Raw genomic sequence first — 18,018 nt, forward strand, 5'->3', positions numbered from 1 at the left:
CTGCGTTTGCTTACTCCGGGTGGCGTTTACGCCACCAGAAACGCACCAGCAGGATGGCGGCGATCGCCAGCGCGACAAACAGCAGGCTGGATAGCTTTTTGTCGAAGCCGGTAACGAAGCGTTCGATCGCCTGGCCGCCAAAATAACCGAGCATGACGAAGATCGTCGCCCATAAAATGGCGCCGAGGATGTTCAACGGCACGAAGCGCGACGGCGGCAGGCGGCTGGCGCCGATCAACACCGGGCCGATGATGCGGAAACCGTACATGAAACGCACCCCGATAACGAACAGCATCGGGTGGCGGGCGATCAGCCTTCTGGCGCGCGCGATGCGCTTTTCCTGTCCCTTGAGCCGCGAGATGACGCGGCCTTCAAACCGGCGGCCGGCGAAGTACAGCAGCTGGTCTCCCATCATGCCGCCCAGCGCCACCACTGCGATCACCCACGGCCAGTGCAACAGCCCTTCATGAGCGGCGATGCCGCCCAGCAGCGTGATGGTTTCCCCTTCCGCCAGGCAGCCGATAAACAACGCCCAGTAACCGTAGTCCGTAATATAGTGGGCTAAATCGGTCATTCCTTACTCCTTATGTGGCTGACGCATAAGGGCAAGTATACGCCCGATTGCTAACCTTGGGCGATCTGGGCCACCAACGCTCTGCGCCGCTGCAGGCTCTCCGCCATCTGCGCCTGTACCCTGGCGTAAATGTGCGGCGGGGCCAATTCCGGCGTGCCGCCCTCGAACGGCGGCGCCGGGGCGTATTCCAGATAGAGCTGGATCATTTGGGCGGTCTCTTCGCCGTGCAGTTCGGCGATCAGCGCCAGCGCGAAATCGATGCCGGCGGTGACGCCGCCGCCGCTGATCACATTGCCGTCGCGCTCCACGCGCGCTGAGCTCGGCACGGCGCCGAACAGCTTCAGGCTGTCGCGCATCGACCAGTGGCAGGCGGCGCGTTTGCCTTGCAGCAGACCGGCGGCGGCCAGGATCAGCGAACCGGTGCACACCGAGGTCAGGTAGCGGGCATCGGCGCCCAGCCGACGGATCTGCTGCATGAAGGCCTCATCTTGCAGCGCCTGGGTGCAGCCGCTGCCGCCCGGCACGCACAGCACGTCGCAGCGCGCGATCTCCGGCAGCGGGCGCAGCTGGGTGAAGTGCAAGCCTTCCGACTCGACATCCGCGCCGTCTACCGAGGCGACGATGATTTCCGCGCCCGGCATGCGGCGCAGGAACTGCAAGGGGCCCGTGAAGTCGAGCTGGGTGACGCCTTGATAGATGGGAAATACAATCACGAGTGATTCAGACATGATATTCGCCTCATTTTTATCGTTGGACCTGGGTCATAATAGCCGCCCTGTTTTTGGCTGATATGACAGATAACCCTCAAAAAGCGCCATCATGAAAACGATCGGTTTTGTGGTTTTTCCCGGTTTTAACCTGCTGGACTTTGCCGGGCCGCTGGCGGCGTTCGATAACGTCAGCCAGTTCACCGACCCGCCGGCCTACCGGTGTGTGGCGATCTCGCCGCAGGGCGGCATGGTCGCCAGCTCGGCCGGGGTGGAAATCGCCACGCAGCCGTGCGGCGACGAGCGTTTCGATACGCTGGTGGTGGCCGGCGGCAGCGGCAACGTGATGGCGGCGCAGTCACCGGCGCTGACGGGGTTTCTGACTACCCACAGCCGGCGAGCGCGGCGCATCGCCAGCGTATGTACCGGCGCGTTTATTCTGGCGGCCTGCGGGCTGCTGGACGGCAAGCGCGCCACCACTCATTGGTATCACGCGGCGCGGCTGCAGCAGAACTACCCGCGCATTCGCGTCGACAGCAACCGAATCTTCATTCGCGACGGGGATATCTGGACCTCGGCCGGCATCAGCGCCGGCATCGATCTGGCGTTGGCGCTGATCGAAGACGATCTGGGCGCCACCCTGGCGGCGGCCGTGGCGCGGCAGCTGGTGGTCTATCACCGCCGCCCCGGCGGGCAGTCGCAGTACTCACTGCTGCTGGCGCTGAATCCGTCGTCGGATCGCATGCGCACCGCGCTGTCGTACGCGCGCGAGCATTTGCATCTGCCGCTGTCGGTGGCGGATCTGGCCGACGCCGCCTGCCTGAGCGAGCGGCAATTCGGCCGGCTGTTCCGCGCCGAAACCGGGCAGACGCCGGCCAAGGTGATCGAGCAGCTGCGGGTAGAGGCGGCCAGAGGGCGTATTGAAGAGAGCGCCGAACCGCTGGAGGCGATCGCCCGCTCGGTGGGGTTCAGCGATCCGGAGCGTATGAGGCGGGCGTTTATCCGCGTATTTGGCCTGTCGCCGCAGGCGATCCGCCGGCTTGGCCGCGCGGGATAACTTTTTTGCCACGCCTGGCGGCGGGGCGCATCAGAGGAGCAACGGATGTATCAGGATTTTGAGAGCGAATTGAGCTGGGCGATGCGTCATATGCCGCGCACCCGGGCGGCGGTGGCGGCATTGCCGGACCTGCACGGGGTGCGGTTGGCGTGCAATATGCACCTGGATCTGAAAATGGCGCCGCTGGTGGCCGGCCTGCTGGACAAGGGCGCGGCGATCTTTCTGACCACCTGCAATCCCACCACGGTACAGAACGACGTGGTGGCCTGGCTGGAACGGCGGGGCGCGCAGGCTTACGCCTGGCGCGATATGAGCGCCGGCGAATGGTCGGAATCTTTCGATCGCGCGCTGGCCTGGCGGCCGACTCACCTGTGCGAAATGGGAGCGGATCTGACCACCCGTCTGCACCAATCGCCGAACGGCCCGCAGATCGTCGCCGGGCTGGAGGCCACCGGATCAGGCATCAGCCGGTTGAACGGCGTGGCGCCGCGCTACCCGATCTTCAACTGGGACGATCTGCCGGTGAAAGAAGGGCTGCATAACCGGCACATGGTTGGGCTGACCGCCTGGCATACCTTCTTCCAGACCACCCATTTGACGCTGCACGAGAAGCGCGTGCTGGTGATCGGTTACGGCCTGGTCGGGCAGGGTACGGCGGCCGCGGCCAGAGCCTACGGCGGCCAGGTGATGGTGGCGGAAATCGATCCGGCGCGTGCGCTGCAGGCGCGTTATGACGGCTGGCAGGTGGTGGATCTGGCGAGCGCGGTCGCGCAGGCGGACGTTATCGCCACCGCGACCGGCGCGAAAAACGTGCTCTCGGCGCAGCATCTGCAACAGGCGCAGGACGGCGTATTTATCCTCAACGTCGGCCACGTGGCCGAAGAGATCGATGTCGGCTTCCTCAAGAGCCTGCCGCACCACGAGCCGATGCCTTATGTGAATGCTTACCAACTGAATGAAAAGACGGTCTATTTGCTGGCCAACGGCTCGATGTTCAACCTGACCGCCGGCTATGGCGACAGCCTTAACGCCTTCGACGTCACGCTGGCGGTGATGGCGGCCGGCATCGGCCATATCGTTGGCGCGGGAGCGCGGCAAACGCCGGGGCTGTACCTGTTGCCGCAGTCGGCGTGGCAGCCGGCACTGTAACTTTTTCCCCGCGGGCGTTCATCCCAGAGCGCCCGCGGGCTGTACCGATTTTCGGCCGACAGAATTTGTCACAAATCCGCCATACAATCCCAGTGCCAAGCGCTGAACCCTCACATATAATTCGCTGAGTTCAAGCCCCCATTTCAGAGTAATGCCTGTGAAAATACGTGTTTTGGTTCTGACTCTGCTCGCTTTACAGACGGGCGCGGGCTTTGCGCCGCGCGCGCTGGCCAGCGATAACGCCGCCGCCCTGCACGCCGCCCAGCCGGAGCTGGCTTCCGGCAGCGCGATGGTCGTCGATATGCAAACCCATAAGGTGATGTACGCGCGCAACCCGGATGAGGTGGTGCCGATCGCCTCGATCACCAAGCTGATGACCGCCATGGTCACGCTGGACGCGCACCTGCCGCTCGACGAGATGCTGTCGGTGGACATCCACCAGACGCCGGAGATGAAAGGGGTGTATTCGCGGGTGCGGCTGAACAGCGAAATCAGCCGCAAGGATATGCTGCTGCTCGCGCTGATGTCGTCGGAAAACCGCGCGGCCGCCAGCCTGGCGCACCACTATCCGGGCGGCTACAACGCCTTCATCAAAGCGATGAACGCCAAGGCCAGGGCGCTCGGCATGACCAATACCCATTATGTGGAACCGACCGGGCTTTCTATTCATAACGTGTCGACGGCGCGCGATTTGACCAAACTGCTGATCGCCACCAAGCAATATCCGTTGATCGGCCAGCTCAGCACCACCACCGAACGCATGGCCAGCTTCAAGGATCCCAACTACACGCTGCCGTTCCGCAACACCAACCACCTGGTGTACAACCCGAAATGGAACATTCAGCTGACCAAGACCGGCTTCACCAACCAGGCGGGGCACTGCCTGGCGATGCGCACCGTGATCGGCAACCGCTCGGTGTCGCTGGTGGTGCTGGACGCCTTCGGCAAATACACCCACTTCGCTGACGCCAACCGGCTGCGCAGCTGGATTGAAACCGGCAAGGTGACGCCGATCCCGGCCGCCGCGCGTGACTATCGCCGCCAAAAAGACGCCCGTCTGGCGAAGAACGACAGCGAATAACCCGCCTGGCGGTCCGCCCGTTTGCGGCGGGCCGCTATCGGCCCTCGGGCCGTCTGATGACAAATCCCCGCTCGCGATCGCCGTCGAAGCCCGCTTTCAGGTAGAGCTGGTGCGCGCCGGTGCGTTGCTGCCCCGACAACAGCATCACCTTGTAACAGCCTTTGCGCCAGGCCAGCTGCAGCGCGTATTCGATCATGGCGAGCGCCACGCCGTGGCCGCGGTAGGGCTCCGCTGTCACCACGTGTTCAATGACGCCGAACGGCTGCGCCTGATGCGCCAGCCCCGGGATCAGCGCCAGCATGCAGGTGGCGATCGGGTATTCTTCTTTCGCCGCCACCACCAGACGGATCGCCGGATCGTCCAACAGGCGTTGCAGGGTACGGCGCGCATCGTCGGCGCGCAGCGGCGCGTCCTGCGGGCGCAGCTCGCGATACAAGGCTAACAGGCCGTTGAGATCGTCCGGCTGCGCCAGGCGATGAATGATGCTCATGGTTGCTCCTTTCCGCCGCTTCAACGGTAATCCGCTATCCTCCATTAATACCACAACGTTTGCCGGAGGGGATGTTATGAGCCAGGTTTCGACCTTTGTCATGTTCCAGAGAGAGGCGCAGCGGGCGATCGATCTCTACAGCCAGGTGTTCGAGCGTTTTCGGCTCATGCAGGTGCAGCATTACGATCCGACGCCGGACGGCCGGCGGTTGATCAAGCATGCGTCCATCGATTTTGATCGGCAGAACCTGGTGTTTACCGATAGCCCGATCAGCCATGACTTCAGCTTTACCCCGGCGGTGTCGCTGTTCATCAACCTGCCTAACGAAGAAGCGTTGGAGCGGGCGTTCCACCGGCTGGCGGAGGGCGGCAAGGTGCTGATGCCGCTCGATGACTACGGATTCAGCGCCCGTTTCGGTTGGCTCAACGATCGTTTCGGCCTTTCCTGGCAGCTCAATGTGCCGGCGGGCGATCTGCCCTGAGCTCAGCGCGCGGCGTGCAAAAGGGATGGTAGTGCCTACTGTTGTTTCATATGCTTATCGGCATGGCGGCAGGGCTCTCTGCCGTAGGAAATACCGACAACATCATGGAAAGGTGCGCTTTGATTGATTTTGACCGCTATGTTGAGCAAGCGAAGTCTTACGGCGAGTGGCCGGGCGGGCATGTGGACATGTCGTCCGGTTGCGTCGAGGGGTTGAGCTATCGTCTGTATCGGCACGCAGCCGAGAGTGAAGACGCGATCGTGGTTTATCACGGCGGCGGGGTTAACAGCGCTGCCGGGTATGACGTTCTTGCGCGCCAGCTGGCCGCCGAGCCAACGCTCGTGGTGTGCCTGGTGGATATCCGCGGACATGGCGATTCCACGGGAGAGCGGGGGACGGTTGAGCGGCCTGAGCGTATTTGGCGCGATGTCGATGTCATCCTGGCGGAAATGCGCCGCCGGTTTCCGTTGGCGCGCAGGCACCTGCTGGGCCATTCGAGCGGCGCCGGCATGTTGCTCAACTACCTGACCCGTTACCCTGGCGAACAGCAGGCGGACAGCCTGATCATGCTGGCGCCCGAGCTGGGGCCATTTTCCGGGATGGCCCGCGATCTGGCGGCGACGGCCCGTTTTGCGCAGGTGCGACAATGGCCGTTTGTCGCCAATGCGCTCAGCGGCGGGCGCTGGTTTGGGCACGTTCGGGCGGTCAGCCTGAATTTTCCCCCGGCTGTGCTGGCCGCCGCCCCCGATTTTGTCTGCCAATACAGCGTCAATATGGCTAACGCGTTGACGCCTCGCGCCCCGGCCAGGCAACTGGCGGCGCTGCGATTACCGACCTTGCTGCTGGCGGCAGCGCAGGATGAGTTGTTCAATGCGCAAGCGATGCAGCGCTTCGTCGAACAGCATGGCAACGCCCAAACCGCCTTTGGTTTGCTTGAAGGCAGCACGCATTTATCGTGCGTATTTGATGCCCATCGCCTTGTCCTTCAACATATCTCGCGTGCGGCCGCTACCGGATCCGATGAGGGGCCGGCGGGCGAGGGGGCTTAACGTCGGCGCGGGGCGGCCATTGCTGGCCTGGCGTTTTCCTCTCTCATCCTATATCCCTGCATGGCGCTTAACCGCTATGCTAAACAAATAATAAATGTGAATGTAAAAGGATGAATCATTTTGGCAGGAAGTAGCTTACTCACTCTCATCGACGACATCGCCTCATTGCTGGACGATGTCTCTTTAATGAGCAAGATGGCGGCGAAAAAAACCGCCGGGGTGCTGGGGGACGATCTGGCGCTCAACGCGCAGCAGGTCACCGGCGTTAAAGCCGACCGCGAGCTGCCGGTGGTGTGGAGCGTCGCCAAAGGCTCGCTGATCAACAAGGCGATCCTGGTGCCGTTGGCGCTGCTGATCAGCGCCTTCGCGCCCTGGGCGATTACGCCGCTGCTGATGGTGGGCGGCGCCTACCTGTGTTACGAAGGGTTCGAAAAGGTGTTCCACAGCCTGAGCCCCGGCAAGGCGGCGCAGGAGGAGACATCGGACGGGCCCGGCGCCAATGAGGACGCCGCGGCCTATGAAAAGCGCAAGGTGAAGGGGGCGATACGCACCGATTTTGTGCTGTCCGCCGAGATTATCGCCATCACCTTGGGCACGGTCGCCGGCGCCACCTTCAGCCAGCAGGTGATCGTCTTGTGCGGCATCGCCGTCGTGATGACGCTCGGTGTGTACGGCATTGTCGCCGGCATCGTCCGCCTGGACGATCTGGGGCTGTATCTGAGCCGCAAACGCAGCGCGGTGGCGCGCTCCCTCGGCGGCGGCATCGTGCGCGCCGCGCCTTATTTGATGAAAACGCTGTCGATCGTCGGCACTGTCGCCATGTTTATGGTCGGTGGTGGTATTCTGACCCACGGTTTGCCGCCGGTGCATCATCTGTTCGAAGACTGGGCCTCGTACACCACTGTGGTGCCGACGTTTGGCCATCTTTTGCAGGGGGTGATCCCGGCGCTGTTGAACGTGGCGTTCGGGCTGGTGGCCGGCGGTGTCGTGCTGGCGGTGGTGTCGGCGCTGGGCGCCGTGCGCGCGCGTTTCAAGGCTTGATGAAAAGTCTCGCCCCGGGAGGGGCGGGACGTATCAGACGAATTAAAAGATCAGTTTGAGAACGCCGGTAATCGTCAACAAACCCACGATGAAGATGATGGCGACAATCCACAGAATAATTTTCATTGGCTTCTTCCTTACCGGTTAAAGGTGGGGCGCGATTGGCGCTAACTTAATGAAATCATTCTTCACTATAGACGCTATCTCTCTATCGTGCGTCGTCATGCCTTCACGGGCGCCGCTTGTCGCCCGCGCCCAGCGCGCGCTGCATAATCTGCGTGTCGCGCCATTCCCCCAGCTTGAACCCCACCGCTTTTAACGTCCCTGCACTGGTGAAGCCGAGTGACTGATGCAAGGCCAATGAGCCGCGGTTGGCGGCGGAATCGCCGACGATCGCCAGCATCTGGCGCCAGGGGCCTTGTTCGCAGCGGGCGATCAAGGCGCTCAGAAGCGCGCTGCCGATGCCTTTACCCTGTTCCCCTTCGGCGATGTACACCGAGTCTTCCACGGTAAAGCGGTAAGCCGGCCGGGGGCGATAAGGCGTGGCATAACAGTAACCCACAATGACGCCTGCGCTTTTCGCCACCAGCCAGGGCAGGCCGGCCTCCCGCACCTTGCTCAGGCGCAACTGCATTTCCGCCAGCGTCGGCGGCTGCTCTTCAAATGAGGCCGCGCCGTACAGCACGTGCTGGGTGTAAATATGCAGCACGGCGGCCATATCGTCCGGTGTGGCGTCAAGAAGGCTGAGTACGGGGGCGGAGAGCGTTGTCACGTGTCTGTTTACCTTGAAAATCAGCGGATAAACGCCATTATGCGCGCTGCTCGCCGCCGGGATAAATCGGGTTTTCTTATGGTGAGATAAGAAAAGGCGATGATGAGCGGGAAGGGGCTCTTTGGGGAGAGCCCCTGAGGCGGTTTGCCTGGCATTACCAGCCTTTCACCGCGCCGCCGTTGAAGATTTTTTCGGCGGCTTTGGCCACTTCATCCGATTCATAGGCCTTGATGAAGTTCTGCACGTTCGGCGCGTCCTTGTTGTCTTCGCGAGTGACGATGATGTTGGTGTACGGCGAGTCTTTATCTTCGATGAAGATGCCGTCTTTGGTCGGCGACAGGCCGGTTTGGTTGATGTAGGTGGTGCTGATGACGGCGACGGTGACCTTCGGATCGTCCAGCACATGCGGCAACTGCGCGCCTTCCAGCTCCATGATCTGGTAATGATGCGGGTTGGCGCTGATGTCCAGCGCGGTAGGCAGCAACCCTTTGCCAGGCTTCAGGCTAATCAGCCCGGTTTTTTCCAGCAGCAGCAGGGCGCGTCCCAGGTTGGTCGGATCGAGCGGAATGGCGATCACCGCCCCGTCCGGCAACTCTTTCAGCGATTTTATCTTTTTGGAGTAGCCGGCCATCGGGAAGACGAAGGTATTGCCGACCGCCACCAGCTTATAGCCGTGATCTTTGTTTTGCTGTTCGAGGAACGGGCGGTGCTGGAACACATTGGCGTCCAGTTCGCCTTTGTCGGTGGCGTCGTTCGGCAGCAGCGAGCCGCTGAAACCGACCAGTTCGACGTCCAGCCCGTATTTCTCTTTCGCCACCTGCCTGGCGACTTCCGCCACGTCCTGTTCCGCGCCGTTGATGACGCCGACTTTGATATGGTTTTGGTCGGTTTTTTGATCGCAGCCCTGAAGCGCCAAGACGGCGGCGAAGGCCGCCGCCAGAGGGGTGATACGCCAGCGTAAGGTCATCGAACTCTCCCTGAAAAGAACAATAAAATCAGTTGGTTTTTGTTCTTACAGCTAAGCCTGAACCGCCGATGAAGTCAAACGCTCGTTCAGCATAAACGGCTATAGCTTATAGCCGTTATGCGATGGGGGATTATCGGCTGAGCGAACGCAGCACCACGATGCCCGGCGTGGCCATCACATAATCCATAAAGGGCGAATCGACGACCTGCATGTTGGCCTTGCGCGATGAGGCGTTGCGCAGCACCGGGCCGTTGTCGGTCATGACGAAGATGCCGGTATGGGTCACGTCCAGCCCGGCGAGGTTGGTGTAAATGCCGATGTAGTCGCCGGTGCGCAGCTGGGCCAGCACCTTGTCGTCGACGCGGTCGCTGGGAATGTAGGTCACGCTGCGCTGCACGACGGGCAAGCCGGGCAGGTAACTGCCGCCGTCGGCTTTCTGATTGAGGTTTTTCACGAGGCTGACGGCGTGCGGGCTGAGCTGGGCGGTGATGTCTTCGGCCACTTTTTTCGGCCGCTGCGCCCAGTCGGTGAAGAAGTGTTTGCGCTGCGGGAAGGCGATTTTGCCGTCGACATAGCGGATGTCCACCAGGCGCTGAACGAACTCGGCTTCGCTGCGGGCGGTGCTGAGCGCTTCGACATAATCGATGTAGGTGAAGCAATCCAGCCCGCGGAAGTCGATCACCAACTGCTCGGGCGTGCTCTGCGAACCGATCAGGCGGTTGGCGAGATAGGGCGTGCCGAGGAATTCGCGCGAAATCAAATCGACGGTGCGGCCATGCGGCTGCGCGGCGGGCCAACCGGCGCGCAGCGCGAGGATCTCACGCAGCTTGCTGCGGGTGCTGTCATCCATCTGCGGTTGCAGGTTCGGCGGCGAAACGGCGGCGTCGGTCGGCGGCGTTGCGGGGGTGACGGCGGTGGGGCGATCGGCGCATCCGCTCATGGCGATAGCTAACATCAGTAAAACAGCCTTGTTCTTGTTCATACGGCCCTCCATGGGTGTCGCTGGCTTATCAGAGTAAGTGATAACAGTTCTCATCCGATGGTAGGGGTTAAAAAGTAAACATAACCTCAATGGCAATCGATAAATCAGTAACCGATTTCGCTATTGAACGGCAAATACCAGAACAGCGCGATTTCGTGATCGGCGATCTCCGGTTCGGCGCGGTACAGCAAGCGGTCGATGCCGCCGAGGATAAACCCATAGTGCTGGTAGCAGCGGCAGGCCGCCAGATTGTTGTTCTGCGTTTCGAGCATCATACCTGAGGTTTCCTGCTGCCGCGCCCACTGTTTGGCGCAGTCCAGCAGCGCCCCGGCGATGCCTTGGCGGCGCGCGTCAGCGCTGACGGCGATCTCGTCGATCAGGGTGTAGCCGTTCCAGTTTTTGCTCAGCGTGATGTGGCCAACGGCATCGTTCTGGCGATAAGCCAGGAAGGTCACGCTGTCTTCGTTGGCGAACGGCGCCAGGGGATAGCGTTTGCGAAACGGCGCCACCGGGCGGGTTGGCCAGCTGTCCACCGGGCTGTCGAACTGCGGCAGGGCGTAACAGGCGATGGTGAAGCTGAAATCGCCGCGGGCCAGATAATCGTCGGGCAACGTCTCAATGGCAGCGATGCGGATGGCCGGGTTCATTACGGCAGCTCCCGCAGCAGACGCGCCGGGTTGCCGGCGTAGATCCCCTTGCGGGTGATGTCGCGGGTCACGACCGCCCCGGCGCCGATCACCGTGTCGCTGCAGATCGTCACCGCCAGGATCGTGGCGCCGGAACCGATGGACACCCGATCGCCGATGCAGGTGCGCCCCCAGCTGGCCGGATCGGCGTTGGGCGCGCCGTCTTTGAACAGATCGTTGGCGAAGGTGACGCCGTGGCCGACAAAGCACGCTTCGCCGAGGGTAACGTATTCGCAGATAAAGCTGTGCGACTGAATTTTACTGCGCGCGCCGATGCTGACGTGGCGCTGGATCTCGACGAACGGGCCGACGAAGACATCGTCGCCGAGCCGGCAGCCGTAAAGATTGCAGGGTTCTACCACGGTGACGTTGCGCCCGGCGTCGACGTCGACGATCCCCGCCTGGCGGGTGATGATAGCGGATGACATAACCTTCCTCACAGCCTGGGTTTAATGGGGGGAGTATAAGACAAAGCGCCGCGCCTTTCGCTTTCCGCACGTTTTTTCGCCAAAAGACTATAATTAGTACAGGGGAGAGAGCCCCGTGGCCGCAATCCTCGCACGGGTAGCTGTCCGTCAGAGGTGTGAAATTCGTTCGCCGATCGCGGCCTACGGCGAGATAGGAGGTGTCTCATGGTCAGTCATGTTTGGGGACTTCTGGCGCATCCCAGCGCCGAGTTCGAACAGATCAAAAGCGAGAATGAAAGCGTCTCGCACCTATACACCCATCATGTGTTGCTCTTGGCAGCAATCCCGGTGGTCTGCGCCTTTATCGGCACCACCCAGTTGGGCTGGCTCTCCGGCGAGGGACATGCCATCAGGCTCGACATGTTTACCGCGTTTTATACCGCCGTGGCGTTCTACCTGCTGATGCTGGCAGGCGTAGCGGCCATGGGGAAAGTCATTCACTGGATGGCGCGGCGTTATGAATCGCGCCCAAGCCTGCACCGCTGCATGGTGTTCGCCGGCTACGTGGCGACCCCGATGTTCCTCAGCGGGGTAGTGGCGCTTTATCCGGTCGTCTGGCTGTGTCTGTTTGTCGGCATTATCGGCCTGTGCTATTCGGGCTATCTGCTGAATCTGGGGATCCCGCACTTCCTGAATATCGACAGTAAGGAAGGGTTCATCTTCTCCAGCTCGACCTTCGCCATCGGCATTCTGTTGCTCGAGCTGCTGCTTGGGGTGACGGTGCTGCTGTGGGGGTACGGTTCCTGGTTGTTCTGAGTTAACGGTTGTTGTTATCGCCCCCGCGCCGGTGGAACGGCGCGGGGGCTTTTGTTTTTAGGCTATGCGCGGCGGAAAACCAGCATCACGCCGAGCACGATGCCCACCATGCCCAGCAGGCTCAGCGCGGCCAGCGCGTGGCCGAGCAGCAGATAATCCAGCAGGGCGGTGACCGCCGGGATCAGGTAGAACAGGCTGGTCACCTGCACCAGGTTGCCGCGCTGGATCAGCCGATACAGCAAGAACGTCGCCAGCACCGAGATCACCACCGCCATCCACAGCAGCGGCAGCACGAACTCAGGCTTCCATTCGACCCGCAGCGGCTCAAACGGCAGCGCCAACGCACACATCAACAGCCCGACGGCATACTGCAGCGGCAACACCGCCAGCGGCGGCTGCGTCATGCCCTTTTGCAGCAGGGTGCCGGCGGTCATGCAGCCCAAGGCGATAAAGGCGAACAGCATGCCGCTCAGCGAGAAATGGGCCACCATCAGGCTTTGGTACACCACCAGCGTCAGCCCCGCCAACGCCAGCGCCAACCCGAGCGCGCGCAGCCCGGCGCAGCGCCGTTCGGTAATGAACTGGGTCAGGATCGGCTGTACGCCAAGCAGCGTGGCCAGCACGCCGGGGGTAATGCCCCGTTCGAGGGCCAGCAGATAGCAGATCTGATAGCTGCCGATCATCAGCACGCCGATCAACGCGACGCGCCGACGGGTGCCGGCGGCGGGCAGGCACTGGCGCTGCCACAGGCCGATGGCCAACAGCACCGCCAGCGCGATGGCGCAGCGGAAGAACAGAAAAGCGAAGGCGGAGGCGTGCTCCAACCCCCAACGGGAGAAGATCGCGCCGCTGCTCCAAAGCAGGACGAACAGCGTAGCCAGGCCGGCATTGGCCCAGAGAGAAGGTAATCGCATATCAATTTCACCTGTCGTGAAAATTACAGGCTCCGGCGCGCGCGGCGGTCTACGCCTGAACGCAACAAATCAACATAAGCCGGAGGTAAAAAGTCGGTGTGGCTTAGCGCACGACCACAAGGCGTGGCGGGTAAGCGGCAACCGCGGAAACGACAGAGAAAACGGCGGGTGGAGCGGAGGAAGCACACAGCAAAACGACGGCCGGAACGGTCGCGTTTGTCGGATCTGTGCTGTGCGCCAGGTAGGTCATGTGAGTTCCTGAAAACCGTGAATGAAACCAATCGCTTCAAACATAGCCAAGTTCAGCGGGGCGCGCAACCGAAAATCACAGAAGCTTAAGTGATAATGAAAATCATTATCATTAAATTAAAGGTGTGCTATGTTGCTGCAAAAACGCAGTTTTAACGCCAGCGCGAGGCGCAAGGGGGTAGGCTCCCCGCCGCCGTTTCCCGTCATGCGTGCGGTGAGAGACTTTACGATTCGTTTTTGCAGAGGGCGCGCAATCGTGATAAAAATATTGATATGTTATAATATAACAATTAACGCATGATGAATTCAGCTCACGACATCCTCCATGTTGATGGGGTTAGCCTGACCGGCCGCGGCGGGGCCTCGATACTCGACAACATCCATTTCACGCTGCGCGCCGGTGAGAAGCTGGCGGTGATCGGCCCTAACGGCAGCGGCAAATCCAGCCTGTTGCGCACGCTGATCGGCGAAACGCGGCCGGACAGCGGCGAGATTTACTGGCGAGGGCGCGCTTTGTCCGGCTTGTCGGCGGCGGAACGCGCCAGAAGCATCGCCTTTCTGGCGCAAAACGATCTGCCGGATTTGCGGCTGTCGCTGGAGGACTATGTGGCGTTAGGGCGTTTGCCGCATGGCGAACGGCCCGCGGCGGGAAAACGCATCGTTGACGAGATCATCGGGGAAACCGGCCTGGCGCCGCTCAGGCACCATCCGTTGGGGCGGCTCTCGGGCGGCCAGCGTCAGCGCGCTGCGTTGGCCCGGGCGTTGGCGCAGACTCCCGACCTGTTGTTGTTGGATGAGCCGACCAATCACCTCGATCCTCCCGGGCGTTCGGCGCTGCTGTCGTTAGTAAAACATAAAGCTATCGCCGTGATTGCGGTGCTGCATGACCTGCCCGTGGCGGAGGCGTTCGCCGATCGGATCCTGGTGCTCAACGAAAGCCGCCAGGTGGCCTGCGGCTCGCCCGCGGCGGTGTTGCAAACCCCGGTAATTCTGCCGGTGTTCGGCATGCACAGTTTCAGCGTGGCGCATCCCGTCAGCGGGAAAACGCTGCGTATTTTTGAAGTTCCCCATTGCGCTTGATAAACCAGAGAGAAACATGAACATACGCGTATTCCCCTTGCTCCTGCTGTTGGCCGGCGGAGCGGCAGCGGCTGAAAAATTTCCCGTCACCGTAGAAAGCTGCGGTAAGCCGATCACTTTCAATCAGGCGCCGCAGCGCGCCGTCATCAACGACATCAATATGGCCGAGATGGCCTTTGCGCTTCATCTGCAGGATCGGATCGTCGGGCTGACCGGCATCACCGGCTGGTACAAATTGACGCCTGATTTCAAGGCGGCGATGGGCGCCATTCCCGAACTGGCGCCGAAGTATCCCGCTCTGGAAACGTTGCTGGCGGCGCAGCCGGACTTTTTCTTCGCCGGTTGGAATTACGGCATGAAGATCGGCGGCGACGTCACGCCGGAGACGCTCGCGCCGTTCGGCATCAAAACGCTGGTGCTGAGCGAGAGCTGCGTACAGGCCGGCGGCCGGCCGCAGAAGGCCGATATGAACCTGCTGTATGACGATGAGCTGAAGCTCGGCAAGATTTTCGGCAAGCAGCGAGAGGCCGCCGCGCTGGTTGAGGGCTGGCGCCGCCGATTAGCCGCACTGCCCGCCAGACCGGCGGGTCAGGCGCCGCTCAAGGTGTTCGTGTATGACTCGGGAGAAGAGAAGCCTTTTACCAGCGGTAAATACGCCATGCCGACGGCGATTGTCGAAGCGGCGGGCGGCCGCAACGTGATGGACGGTTTGGCGGCGAGCTGGACGACGGCATCCTGGGAGGCGGTGGCGGCGGCGGAACCCGACTTCATCATTCTGCTGGATTACCAGACCGGGTCAGGCGCCGAGGCGCTGCGGCGTTTCCTCGAGTCTCATCCGTTGATGAAGTTGACGCCTGCGGTACGGCACCATCGTTATCTGAAACTGCAGTATGCGGAGCTGACGCCGGGGCCGGCCAACATCGGCGCGGTGGAAAAGCTGGCGCGGGCGCTGTACGCGCCGGAGGCTGAATGAACTCGCCGACACGGCGGTTTATGGTGCTCGCGCCGCTGGCGCTGTTGACGTTGTGCGGATTAATGGTCTGGAGCCTGCAATTGGGCAGCGTCGCGCTGTCATGGCGGCAGGCGTTGGCGGCGTTAGGGATAGGTTCGGCGCCGCTTTCCGGCATGTTGGACACTATCGTCGTGCAACTGCGCGTGCCTCGGGCCTTGTTGGCGGCGTTGACCGGCGCCGGGCTGGCGATGACCGGCGCGCTGCTGCAGACCACCACCCGCAATGAGCTGGCCGATCCTTTTTTGTTTGGGCTCTCCTCCGGCGCCGCCGCCGGCGCGGTGCTGGTCATCACGCGCTTCGGCGATGCGCTGGGGGCGCTGACGTTGCCGCTGTCCGCTTTCGTCGGCGGCATTCTGTCCGCGTTGGCGGTGATGATCCTGTTTCGCGTCAGCCGGGTCAGGCGCGCCGAGCAGCTTATCGTCTGCGGCCTGGCGGTCTCATTTTTGTTCAGCGCGCTCACCAGCTATCTGGTTTTTTCCGGCGATCAGCGGGCGGCCGGTTCAGTGTTGTTCTGGTCGCTGGGCGGCTTGGGGTTGGCGCGTTGGGATAATCTGTTCATTCCGCTGGTGAGTTTCGCGCTGCTGGTCGGGTTTACGGCGCTGCGTTGGCGGGCGCTGGATGCGCTGCTGGCGGGCGAGCAAACCGCCCATTCGATGGGCGTCAACGTGGCGCGCCTGCGCACCGAGACCTTTCTGTGCTGCGCATTGTCTACGGCGTTTCTCGTTTCGCTGACGGGCGTGATCGGTTTTGTCGGGCTGATGGTGCCTTATCTGGCCCGGCGCCTGGTAGGTGTGCGCCACCGCTTGTCCGTGCCGATGTGCGGCCTGCTGGGGGCGATGCTGCTGACCGGCGGCGACATGCTCAGCCGCAGCCTGATCCCCAATCAGGAGCTGCCCATCGGCATCATTACGGCGGGGCTGGGGGGCGCGTTCATCGTCTCCTTGCTGTTGCGCGCGGAGCGGTGAACGCCGCCCTGTCTCAATAGAGTTCCAGGTGCAGCCGCTGCTGCTCAATCAGCGTCTGCCACAGGTTTTCCGCCCCGCAGGCTTGCTCCAGCGCCGTCGCCACGGCATGTTCCAGATACTGACGATTGCCGCACAGGTAGACATGCGCGCCCCGTTGCAGCAGGCCGCTGACGGCATCGGCGTGATCGTCGATGGCGTGTTGCACGTAATACTTGTCGGCGGCGTCGCGCGAGAATGCCGTGATGAGCCGTGTGAGTACGCCCGTCGCGTTCAGCGTGACCAACTCCTCGCCATACAGGAAGTCTTCATCGCGCCTTTTCTCACCGAAGATCAGGACGGTTTCACGCCGTTCGCCCTGGGCGGCCATTTCGCGCAGTAAGCCAATCAACGGTGCGATGCCGGTACCGGTACCGATAAGCAGCACCGGCAAGGCGGTGTCGCGCGGCAGGTAAAAGCCGGGGTTGGCGCGGCAGAAGAGGCGGAAAGGGCCGGGGTGCTTGAGCAGCCAGCCGGTCGCCGTGCCGCGCCGCGTGCGGCCGCCGCGTTCATAACGCACGTCGCGCACGCACAGATCAAGGCTCTCTTCCCGCGTTGCCGAAGCGATGGAGTAGGCGCGCGGCAGGCAAATGGGCAGCAGCGCCAACAGGTTCTCCAGCGTGATCGCGTGCGGCGGGCAAAAATCGTGCAGCACGTCCAGCAGATCGGCGCCGTACAGATAACTCTCTAGGGATTTGCGCTGACGGATCTTGAGCAGGCTTTTGAGCTCTTCGCTGTCGGCCAACTGCGCCAGTTCGCGCAGCGTCGTTTTGCTGATCTGGCGCAGCTCCCGGCGCCGCAGCGCGTCGATGGCCTCCGTCCTGCCGAGCCACTCTGCCAGCCGGATCAATAATCCTTCGTCGTTCTCCGGCAACAGATAGACGGTATCCCCTGCCCGGTAAACGATGCCGCTGCCGGCGATATTCAGCCGCAGATGCCAGGCTTGCGGCGTGCGTGCGCTAAGCGGCCGCCGTTCGAGGAGGGCGGCGTTGAACGCATGGTCTTCACCGTAGGCGGTCACGCGCAGATGCAAATCGCGGCCCGCCTGGGCATCGCCGGCCAGCACCTTATCCAGCGTCGTTAGCCAGGTGGTGAAGAACCGTTCGACGTTAACGTCGGCGTCAACGCGATTGATGATGGCACGGGCGCCGTATTGCGTCAGGCGCGCATCCAGCGCCTGGGTAAACCCGCAGAAATGCGGGTAAGCGGTGTCGCCGAGACCGAAGATGGCGTAGCGCAACCGGTGGCGATCCGGCCATTGCGCCAGCGCGTCGGGAAAACGTTCGGCGTTGGCGGGCGGTTCGCCGTCGCCAAATGAGCTCGAGACAATCAACAGGGCGTCGCGTTCGCCCACATCGGCGGGCTGGATGGCGTTGAGTTCTTTAACGACGGGGCGGTAGGGTTGCAGGCTGCTTTGCTCGCCCAGACGCATCGCCAGCGCCCGGGCGTTGCCCGACTCCGAACCGTAACCAATCAGGATGCGTTCGATAATGTCGGCCATAG

General features: G+C 62.2%; 21 protein-coding genes. 10 read left to right on the forward strand and 11 right to left on the reverse strand.

Annotated features, from left to right (window positions below):
- Window positions 1–10 precede the first annotated feature (10 nt).
- Both ACORQT_RS06435 and ACORQT_RS06440 read right to left on the reverse strand, forming a co-directional pair.
- The gene (locus ACORQT_RS06435) at window positions 11–574 is read right to left on the reverse strand and encodes a DedA family protein (protein ID WP_015377041.1); all 564 of its coding nucleotides are present in this window, start codon (window positions 572–574) and stop codon (window positions 11–13) included.
- Between the two features lie 50 nt (window positions 575–624).
- A complete protein-coding gene (locus tag ACORQT_RS06440) occupies window positions 625–1,302 on the reverse strand; it encodes a DJ-1/PfpI family protein (protein ID WP_033652379.1) in 678 nt (225 codons plus the stop codon).
- Between the two features lie 91 nt (window positions 1,303–1,393).
- Here ACORQT_RS06440 and ACORQT_RS06445 point away from each other — a divergent pair, with 91 nt between their 5' ends.
- The 3 genes from ACORQT_RS06445 to pbpG all read left to right on the forward strand — a co-directional run bounded on the left by ACORQT_RS06445 (window position 1,394) and on the right by pbpG (window position 4,568).
- Window positions 1,394–2,338, forward strand: coding sequence for a GlxA family transcriptional regulator (locus tag ACORQT_RS06445; RefSeq protein ID WP_089191325.1), 945 nt, complete (start codon window positions 1,394–1,396; stop codon window positions 2,336–2,338).
- A 45-nt stretch (window positions 2,339–2,383) separates the two neighbouring features.
- Window positions 2,384–3,487: an adenosylhomocysteinase gene (locus tag ACORQT_RS06450; RefSeq protein ID WP_072628133.1), complete on the forward strand. Its 1,104-nt coding sequence runs from the start codon at window positions 2,384–2,386 to the stop codon at window positions 3,485–3,487.
- A 151-nt stretch (window positions 3,488–3,638) separates the two neighbouring features.
- Window positions 3,639–4,568 carry a D-alanyl-D-alanine endopeptidase gene (gene pbpG, locus ACORQT_RS06455; protein WP_033652380.1) on the forward strand — a complete coding sequence of 310 codons (930 nt, stop codon included), beginning with the start codon at window positions 3,639–3,641 and terminating at the stop codon, window positions 4,566–4,568.
- Between the two features lie 34 nt (window positions 4,569–4,602).
- On the opposite strand, the gene ACORQT_RS06460 is transcribed toward pbpG, so the two are convergent.
- Entirely contained in the window at window positions 4,603–5,058 is a 456-nt protein-coding gene (locus ACORQT_RS06460; RefSeq protein ID WP_033652381.1) for a GNAT family N-acetyltransferase, read from the reverse strand.
- A gap of 76 nt (window positions 5,059–5,134) precedes the next feature.
- Between ACORQT_RS06460 and ACORQT_RS06465 the strand changes: the two genes are divergently transcribed.
- The 3 genes from ACORQT_RS06465 to ACORQT_RS06475 all read left to right on the forward strand — a co-directional run bounded on the left by ACORQT_RS06465 (window position 5,135) and on the right by ACORQT_RS06475 (window position 7,629).
- Window positions 5,135–5,539 carry a VOC family protein gene (locus ACORQT_RS06465; RefSeq protein WP_072628131.1) on the forward strand — a complete coding sequence of 135 codons (405 nt, stop codon included), beginning with the start codon at window positions 5,135–5,137 and terminating at the stop codon, window positions 5,537–5,539.
- A gap of 119 nt (window positions 5,540–5,658) precedes the next feature.
- Window positions 5,659–6,588 (forward strand): alpha/beta fold hydrolase, encoded by a 930-nt coding sequence (locus ACORQT_RS06470; RefSeq protein WP_239507477.1) that lies wholly within the window; start codon window positions 5,659–5,661, stop codon window positions 6,586–6,588.
- Window positions 6,589–6,708: 120 nt separating this feature from the next.
- Window positions 6,709–7,629 (forward strand): DUF808 domain-containing protein, encoded by a 921-nt coding sequence (locus tag ACORQT_RS06475; protein ID WP_033642270.1) that lies wholly within the window; start codon window positions 6,709–6,711, stop codon window positions 7,627–7,629.
- A gap of 42 nt (window positions 7,630–7,671) precedes the next feature.
- Here the strand turns inward: ACORQT_RS06475 and ACORQT_RS06480 are convergent, their stop codons facing one another.
- The 6 genes from ACORQT_RS06480 to ACORQT_RS06505 all read right to left on the reverse strand — a co-directional run bounded on the left by ACORQT_RS06480 (window position 7,672) and on the right by ACORQT_RS06505 (window position 11,464).
- Window positions 7,672–7,755, reverse strand: a complete 84-nt coding sequence (locus tag ACORQT_RS06480) for a membrane protein (RefSeq protein ID WP_016928643.1) — start codon at window positions 7,753–7,755, stop codon at window positions 7,672–7,674.
- A 103-nt stretch (window positions 7,756–7,858) separates the two neighbouring features.
- On the reverse strand, window positions 7,859–8,347 hold the full coding sequence (locus tag ACORQT_RS06485) for a GNAT family N-acetyltransferase (protein ID WP_232091386.1): 489 nt from the start codon (window positions 8,345–8,347) through the stop codon (window positions 7,859–7,861).
- 208 nt (window positions 8,348–8,555) lie between these two features.
- Window positions 8,556–9,368, reverse strand: coding sequence for a MetQ/NlpA family lipoprotein (locus ACORQT_RS06490; RefSeq protein WP_033642272.1), 813 nt, complete (start codon window positions 9,366–9,368; stop codon window positions 8,556–8,558).
- A gap of 130 nt (window positions 9,369–9,498) precedes the next feature.
- Window positions 9,499–10,350: a DUF1460 domain-containing protein gene (locus tag ACORQT_RS06495; protein WP_033642273.1), complete on the reverse strand. Its 852-nt coding sequence runs from the start codon at window positions 10,348–10,350 to the stop codon at window positions 9,499–9,501.
- Between the two features lie 104 nt (window positions 10,351–10,454).
- Window positions 10,455–10,997 (reverse strand): GNAT family N-acetyltransferase, encoded by a 543-nt coding sequence (locus ACORQT_RS06500; RefSeq protein WP_033652386.1) that lies wholly within the window; start codon window positions 10,995–10,997, stop codon window positions 10,455–10,457.
- On the reverse strand, window positions 10,997–11,464 hold the full coding sequence (locus ACORQT_RS06505; RefSeq protein ID WP_147880372.1) for an acyltransferase: 468 nt from the start codon (window positions 11,462–11,464) through the stop codon (window positions 10,997–10,999). The genes ACORQT_RS06500 and ACORQT_RS06505 overlap by 1 nt, the downstream gene beginning before the upstream one ends.
- A gap of 204 nt (window positions 11,465–11,668) precedes the next feature.
- On the opposite strand from ACORQT_RS06505, the gene ACORQT_RS06510 reads away from it, so the two are divergent.
- Entirely contained in the window at window positions 11,669–12,259 is a 591-nt protein-coding gene (locus tag ACORQT_RS06510; protein ID WP_019453944.1) for a Yip1 family protein, read from the forward strand.
- A 62-nt stretch (window positions 12,260–12,321) separates the two neighbouring features.
- Here ACORQT_RS06510 and ACORQT_RS06515 read toward each other — a convergent pair whose 3' ends face one another.
- Window positions 12,322–13,173: a DMT family transporter gene (locus tag ACORQT_RS06515; protein ID WP_072628124.1), complete on the reverse strand. Its 852-nt coding sequence runs from the start codon at window positions 13,171–13,173 to the stop codon at window positions 12,322–12,324.
- Window positions 13,174–13,719: 546 nt separating this feature from the next.
- Here ACORQT_RS06515 and ACORQT_RS06520 point away from each other — a divergent pair.
- The 3 genes from ACORQT_RS06520 to ACORQT_RS06530 are packed head-to-tail and all read left to right on the forward strand — an operon-like array spanning window position 13,720 to window position 16,479.
- On the forward strand, window positions 13,720–14,502 hold the full coding sequence (locus ACORQT_RS06520) for an ABC transporter ATP-binding protein (protein ID WP_239507476.1): 783 nt from the start codon (window positions 13,720–13,722) through the stop codon (window positions 14,500–14,502).
- Between the two features lie 16 nt (window positions 14,503–14,518).
- The gene (locus ACORQT_RS06525; protein WP_042783910.1) at window positions 14,519–15,475 is read left to right on the forward strand and encodes an ABC transporter substrate-binding protein; all 957 of its coding nucleotides are present in this window, start codon (window positions 14,519–14,521) and stop codon (window positions 15,473–15,475) included.
- Window positions 15,472–16,479 (forward strand): FecCD family ABC transporter permease, encoded by a 1,008-nt coding sequence (locus ACORQT_RS06530; RefSeq protein ID WP_164057422.1) that lies wholly within the window; start codon window positions 15,472–15,474, stop codon window positions 16,477–16,479. The genes ACORQT_RS06525 and ACORQT_RS06530 overlap by 4 nt, the downstream gene beginning before the upstream one ends.
- Before the next feature lie 13 nt (window positions 16,480–16,492).
- On the opposite strand, the gene ACORQT_RS06535 is transcribed toward ACORQT_RS06530, so the two are convergent.
- Window positions 16,493–18,016 (reverse strand): flavodoxin domain-containing protein, encoded by a 1,524-nt coding sequence (locus ACORQT_RS06535; RefSeq protein ID WP_164057421.1) that lies wholly within the window; start codon window positions 18,014–18,016, stop codon window positions 16,493–16,495.
- Between the last annotated feature and the right edge of the window lie 2 nt (window positions 18,017–18,018).

The sequence above is a fragment of the Serratia sp. (in: enterobacteria) genome (assembly GCF_052400455.1).
GTDB classification, from domain to species: domain Bacteria; phylum Pseudomonadota; class Gammaproteobacteria; order Enterobacterales; family Enterobacteriaceae; genus Serratia; species Serratia ureilytica.

Coding starts and splice junctions, on each gene's coding strand:
- ACORQT_RS06505 (WP_147880372.1), bottom strand. CDS start 11,464: ATGTCATCCGCTATCATCACCCGCCAGGCGGGGATCGTCGACGTCGAC.
- ACORQT_RS06485 (WP_232091386.1), bottom strand. CDS start 8,347: ATGGCCGCCGTGCTGCATATTTACACCCAGCACGTGCTGTACGGCGCG.
- ACORQT_RS06480 (WP_016928643.1), bottom strand. CDS start 7,755: ATGAAAATTATTCTGTGGATTGTCGCCATCATCTTCATCGTGGGTTTG.
- ACORQT_RS06530 (WP_164057422.1), top strand. CDS start 15,472: ATGAACTCGCCGACACGGCGGTTTATGGTGCTCGCGCCGCTGGCGCTG.
- ACORQT_RS06465 (WP_072628131.1), top strand. CDS start 5,135: ATGAGCCAGGTTTCGACCTTTGTCATGTTCCAGAGAGAGGCGCAGCGG.
- ACORQT_RS06450 (WP_072628133.1), top strand. CDS start 2,384: ATGTATCAGGATTTTGAGAGCGAATTGAGCTGGGCGATGCGTCATATG.
- ACORQT_RS06525 (WP_042783910.1), top strand. CDS start 14,519: ATGAACATACGCGTATTCCCCTTGCTCCTGCTGTTGGCCGGCGGAGCG.
- ACORQT_RS06520 (WP_239507476.1), top strand. CDS start 13,720: ATGATGAATTCAGCTCACGACATCCTCCATGTTGATGGGGTTAGCCTG.
- ACORQT_RS06510 (WP_019453944.1), top strand. CDS start 11,669: ATGGTCAGTCATGTTTGGGGACTTCTGGCGCATCCCAGCGCCGAGTTC.
- ACORQT_RS06495 (WP_033642273.1), bottom strand. CDS start 10,350: ATGAACAAGAACAAGGCTGTTTTACTGATGTTAGCTATCGCCATGAGC.
- ACORQT_RS06535 (WP_164057421.1), bottom strand. CDS start 18,016: ATGGCCGACATTATCGAACGCATCCTGATTGGTTACGGTTCGGAGTCG.
- ACORQT_RS06435 (WP_015377041.1), bottom strand. CDS start 574: ATGACCGATTTAGCCCACTATATTACGGACTACGGTTACTGGGCGTTG.
- ACORQT_RS06445 (WP_089191325.1), top strand. CDS start 1,394: ATGAAAACGATCGGTTTTGTGGTTTTTCCCGGTTTTAACCTGCTGGAC.
- ACORQT_RS06500 (WP_033652386.1), bottom strand. CDS start 10,997: ATGAACCCGGCCATCCGCATCGCTGCCATTGAGACGTTGCCCGACGAT.
- ACORQT_RS06440 (WP_033652379.1), bottom strand. CDS start 1,302: ATGTCTGAATCACTCGTGATTGTATTTCCCATCTATCAAGGCGTCACC.
- ACORQT_RS06490 (WP_033642272.1), bottom strand. CDS start 9,368: ATGACCTTACGCTGGCGTATCACCCCTCTGGCGGCGGCCTTCGCCGCC.
- ACORQT_RS06460 (WP_033652381.1), bottom strand. CDS start 5,058: ATGAGCATCATTCATCGCCTGGCGCAGCCGGACGATCTCAACGGCCTG.
- ACORQT_RS06515 (WP_072628124.1), bottom strand. CDS start 13,173: ATGCGATTACCTTCTCTCTGGGCCAATGCCGGCCTGGCTACGCTGTTC.
- pbpG (WP_033652380.1), top strand. CDS start 3,639: ATGCCTGTGAAAATACGTGTTTTGGTTCTGACTCTGCTCGCTTTACAG.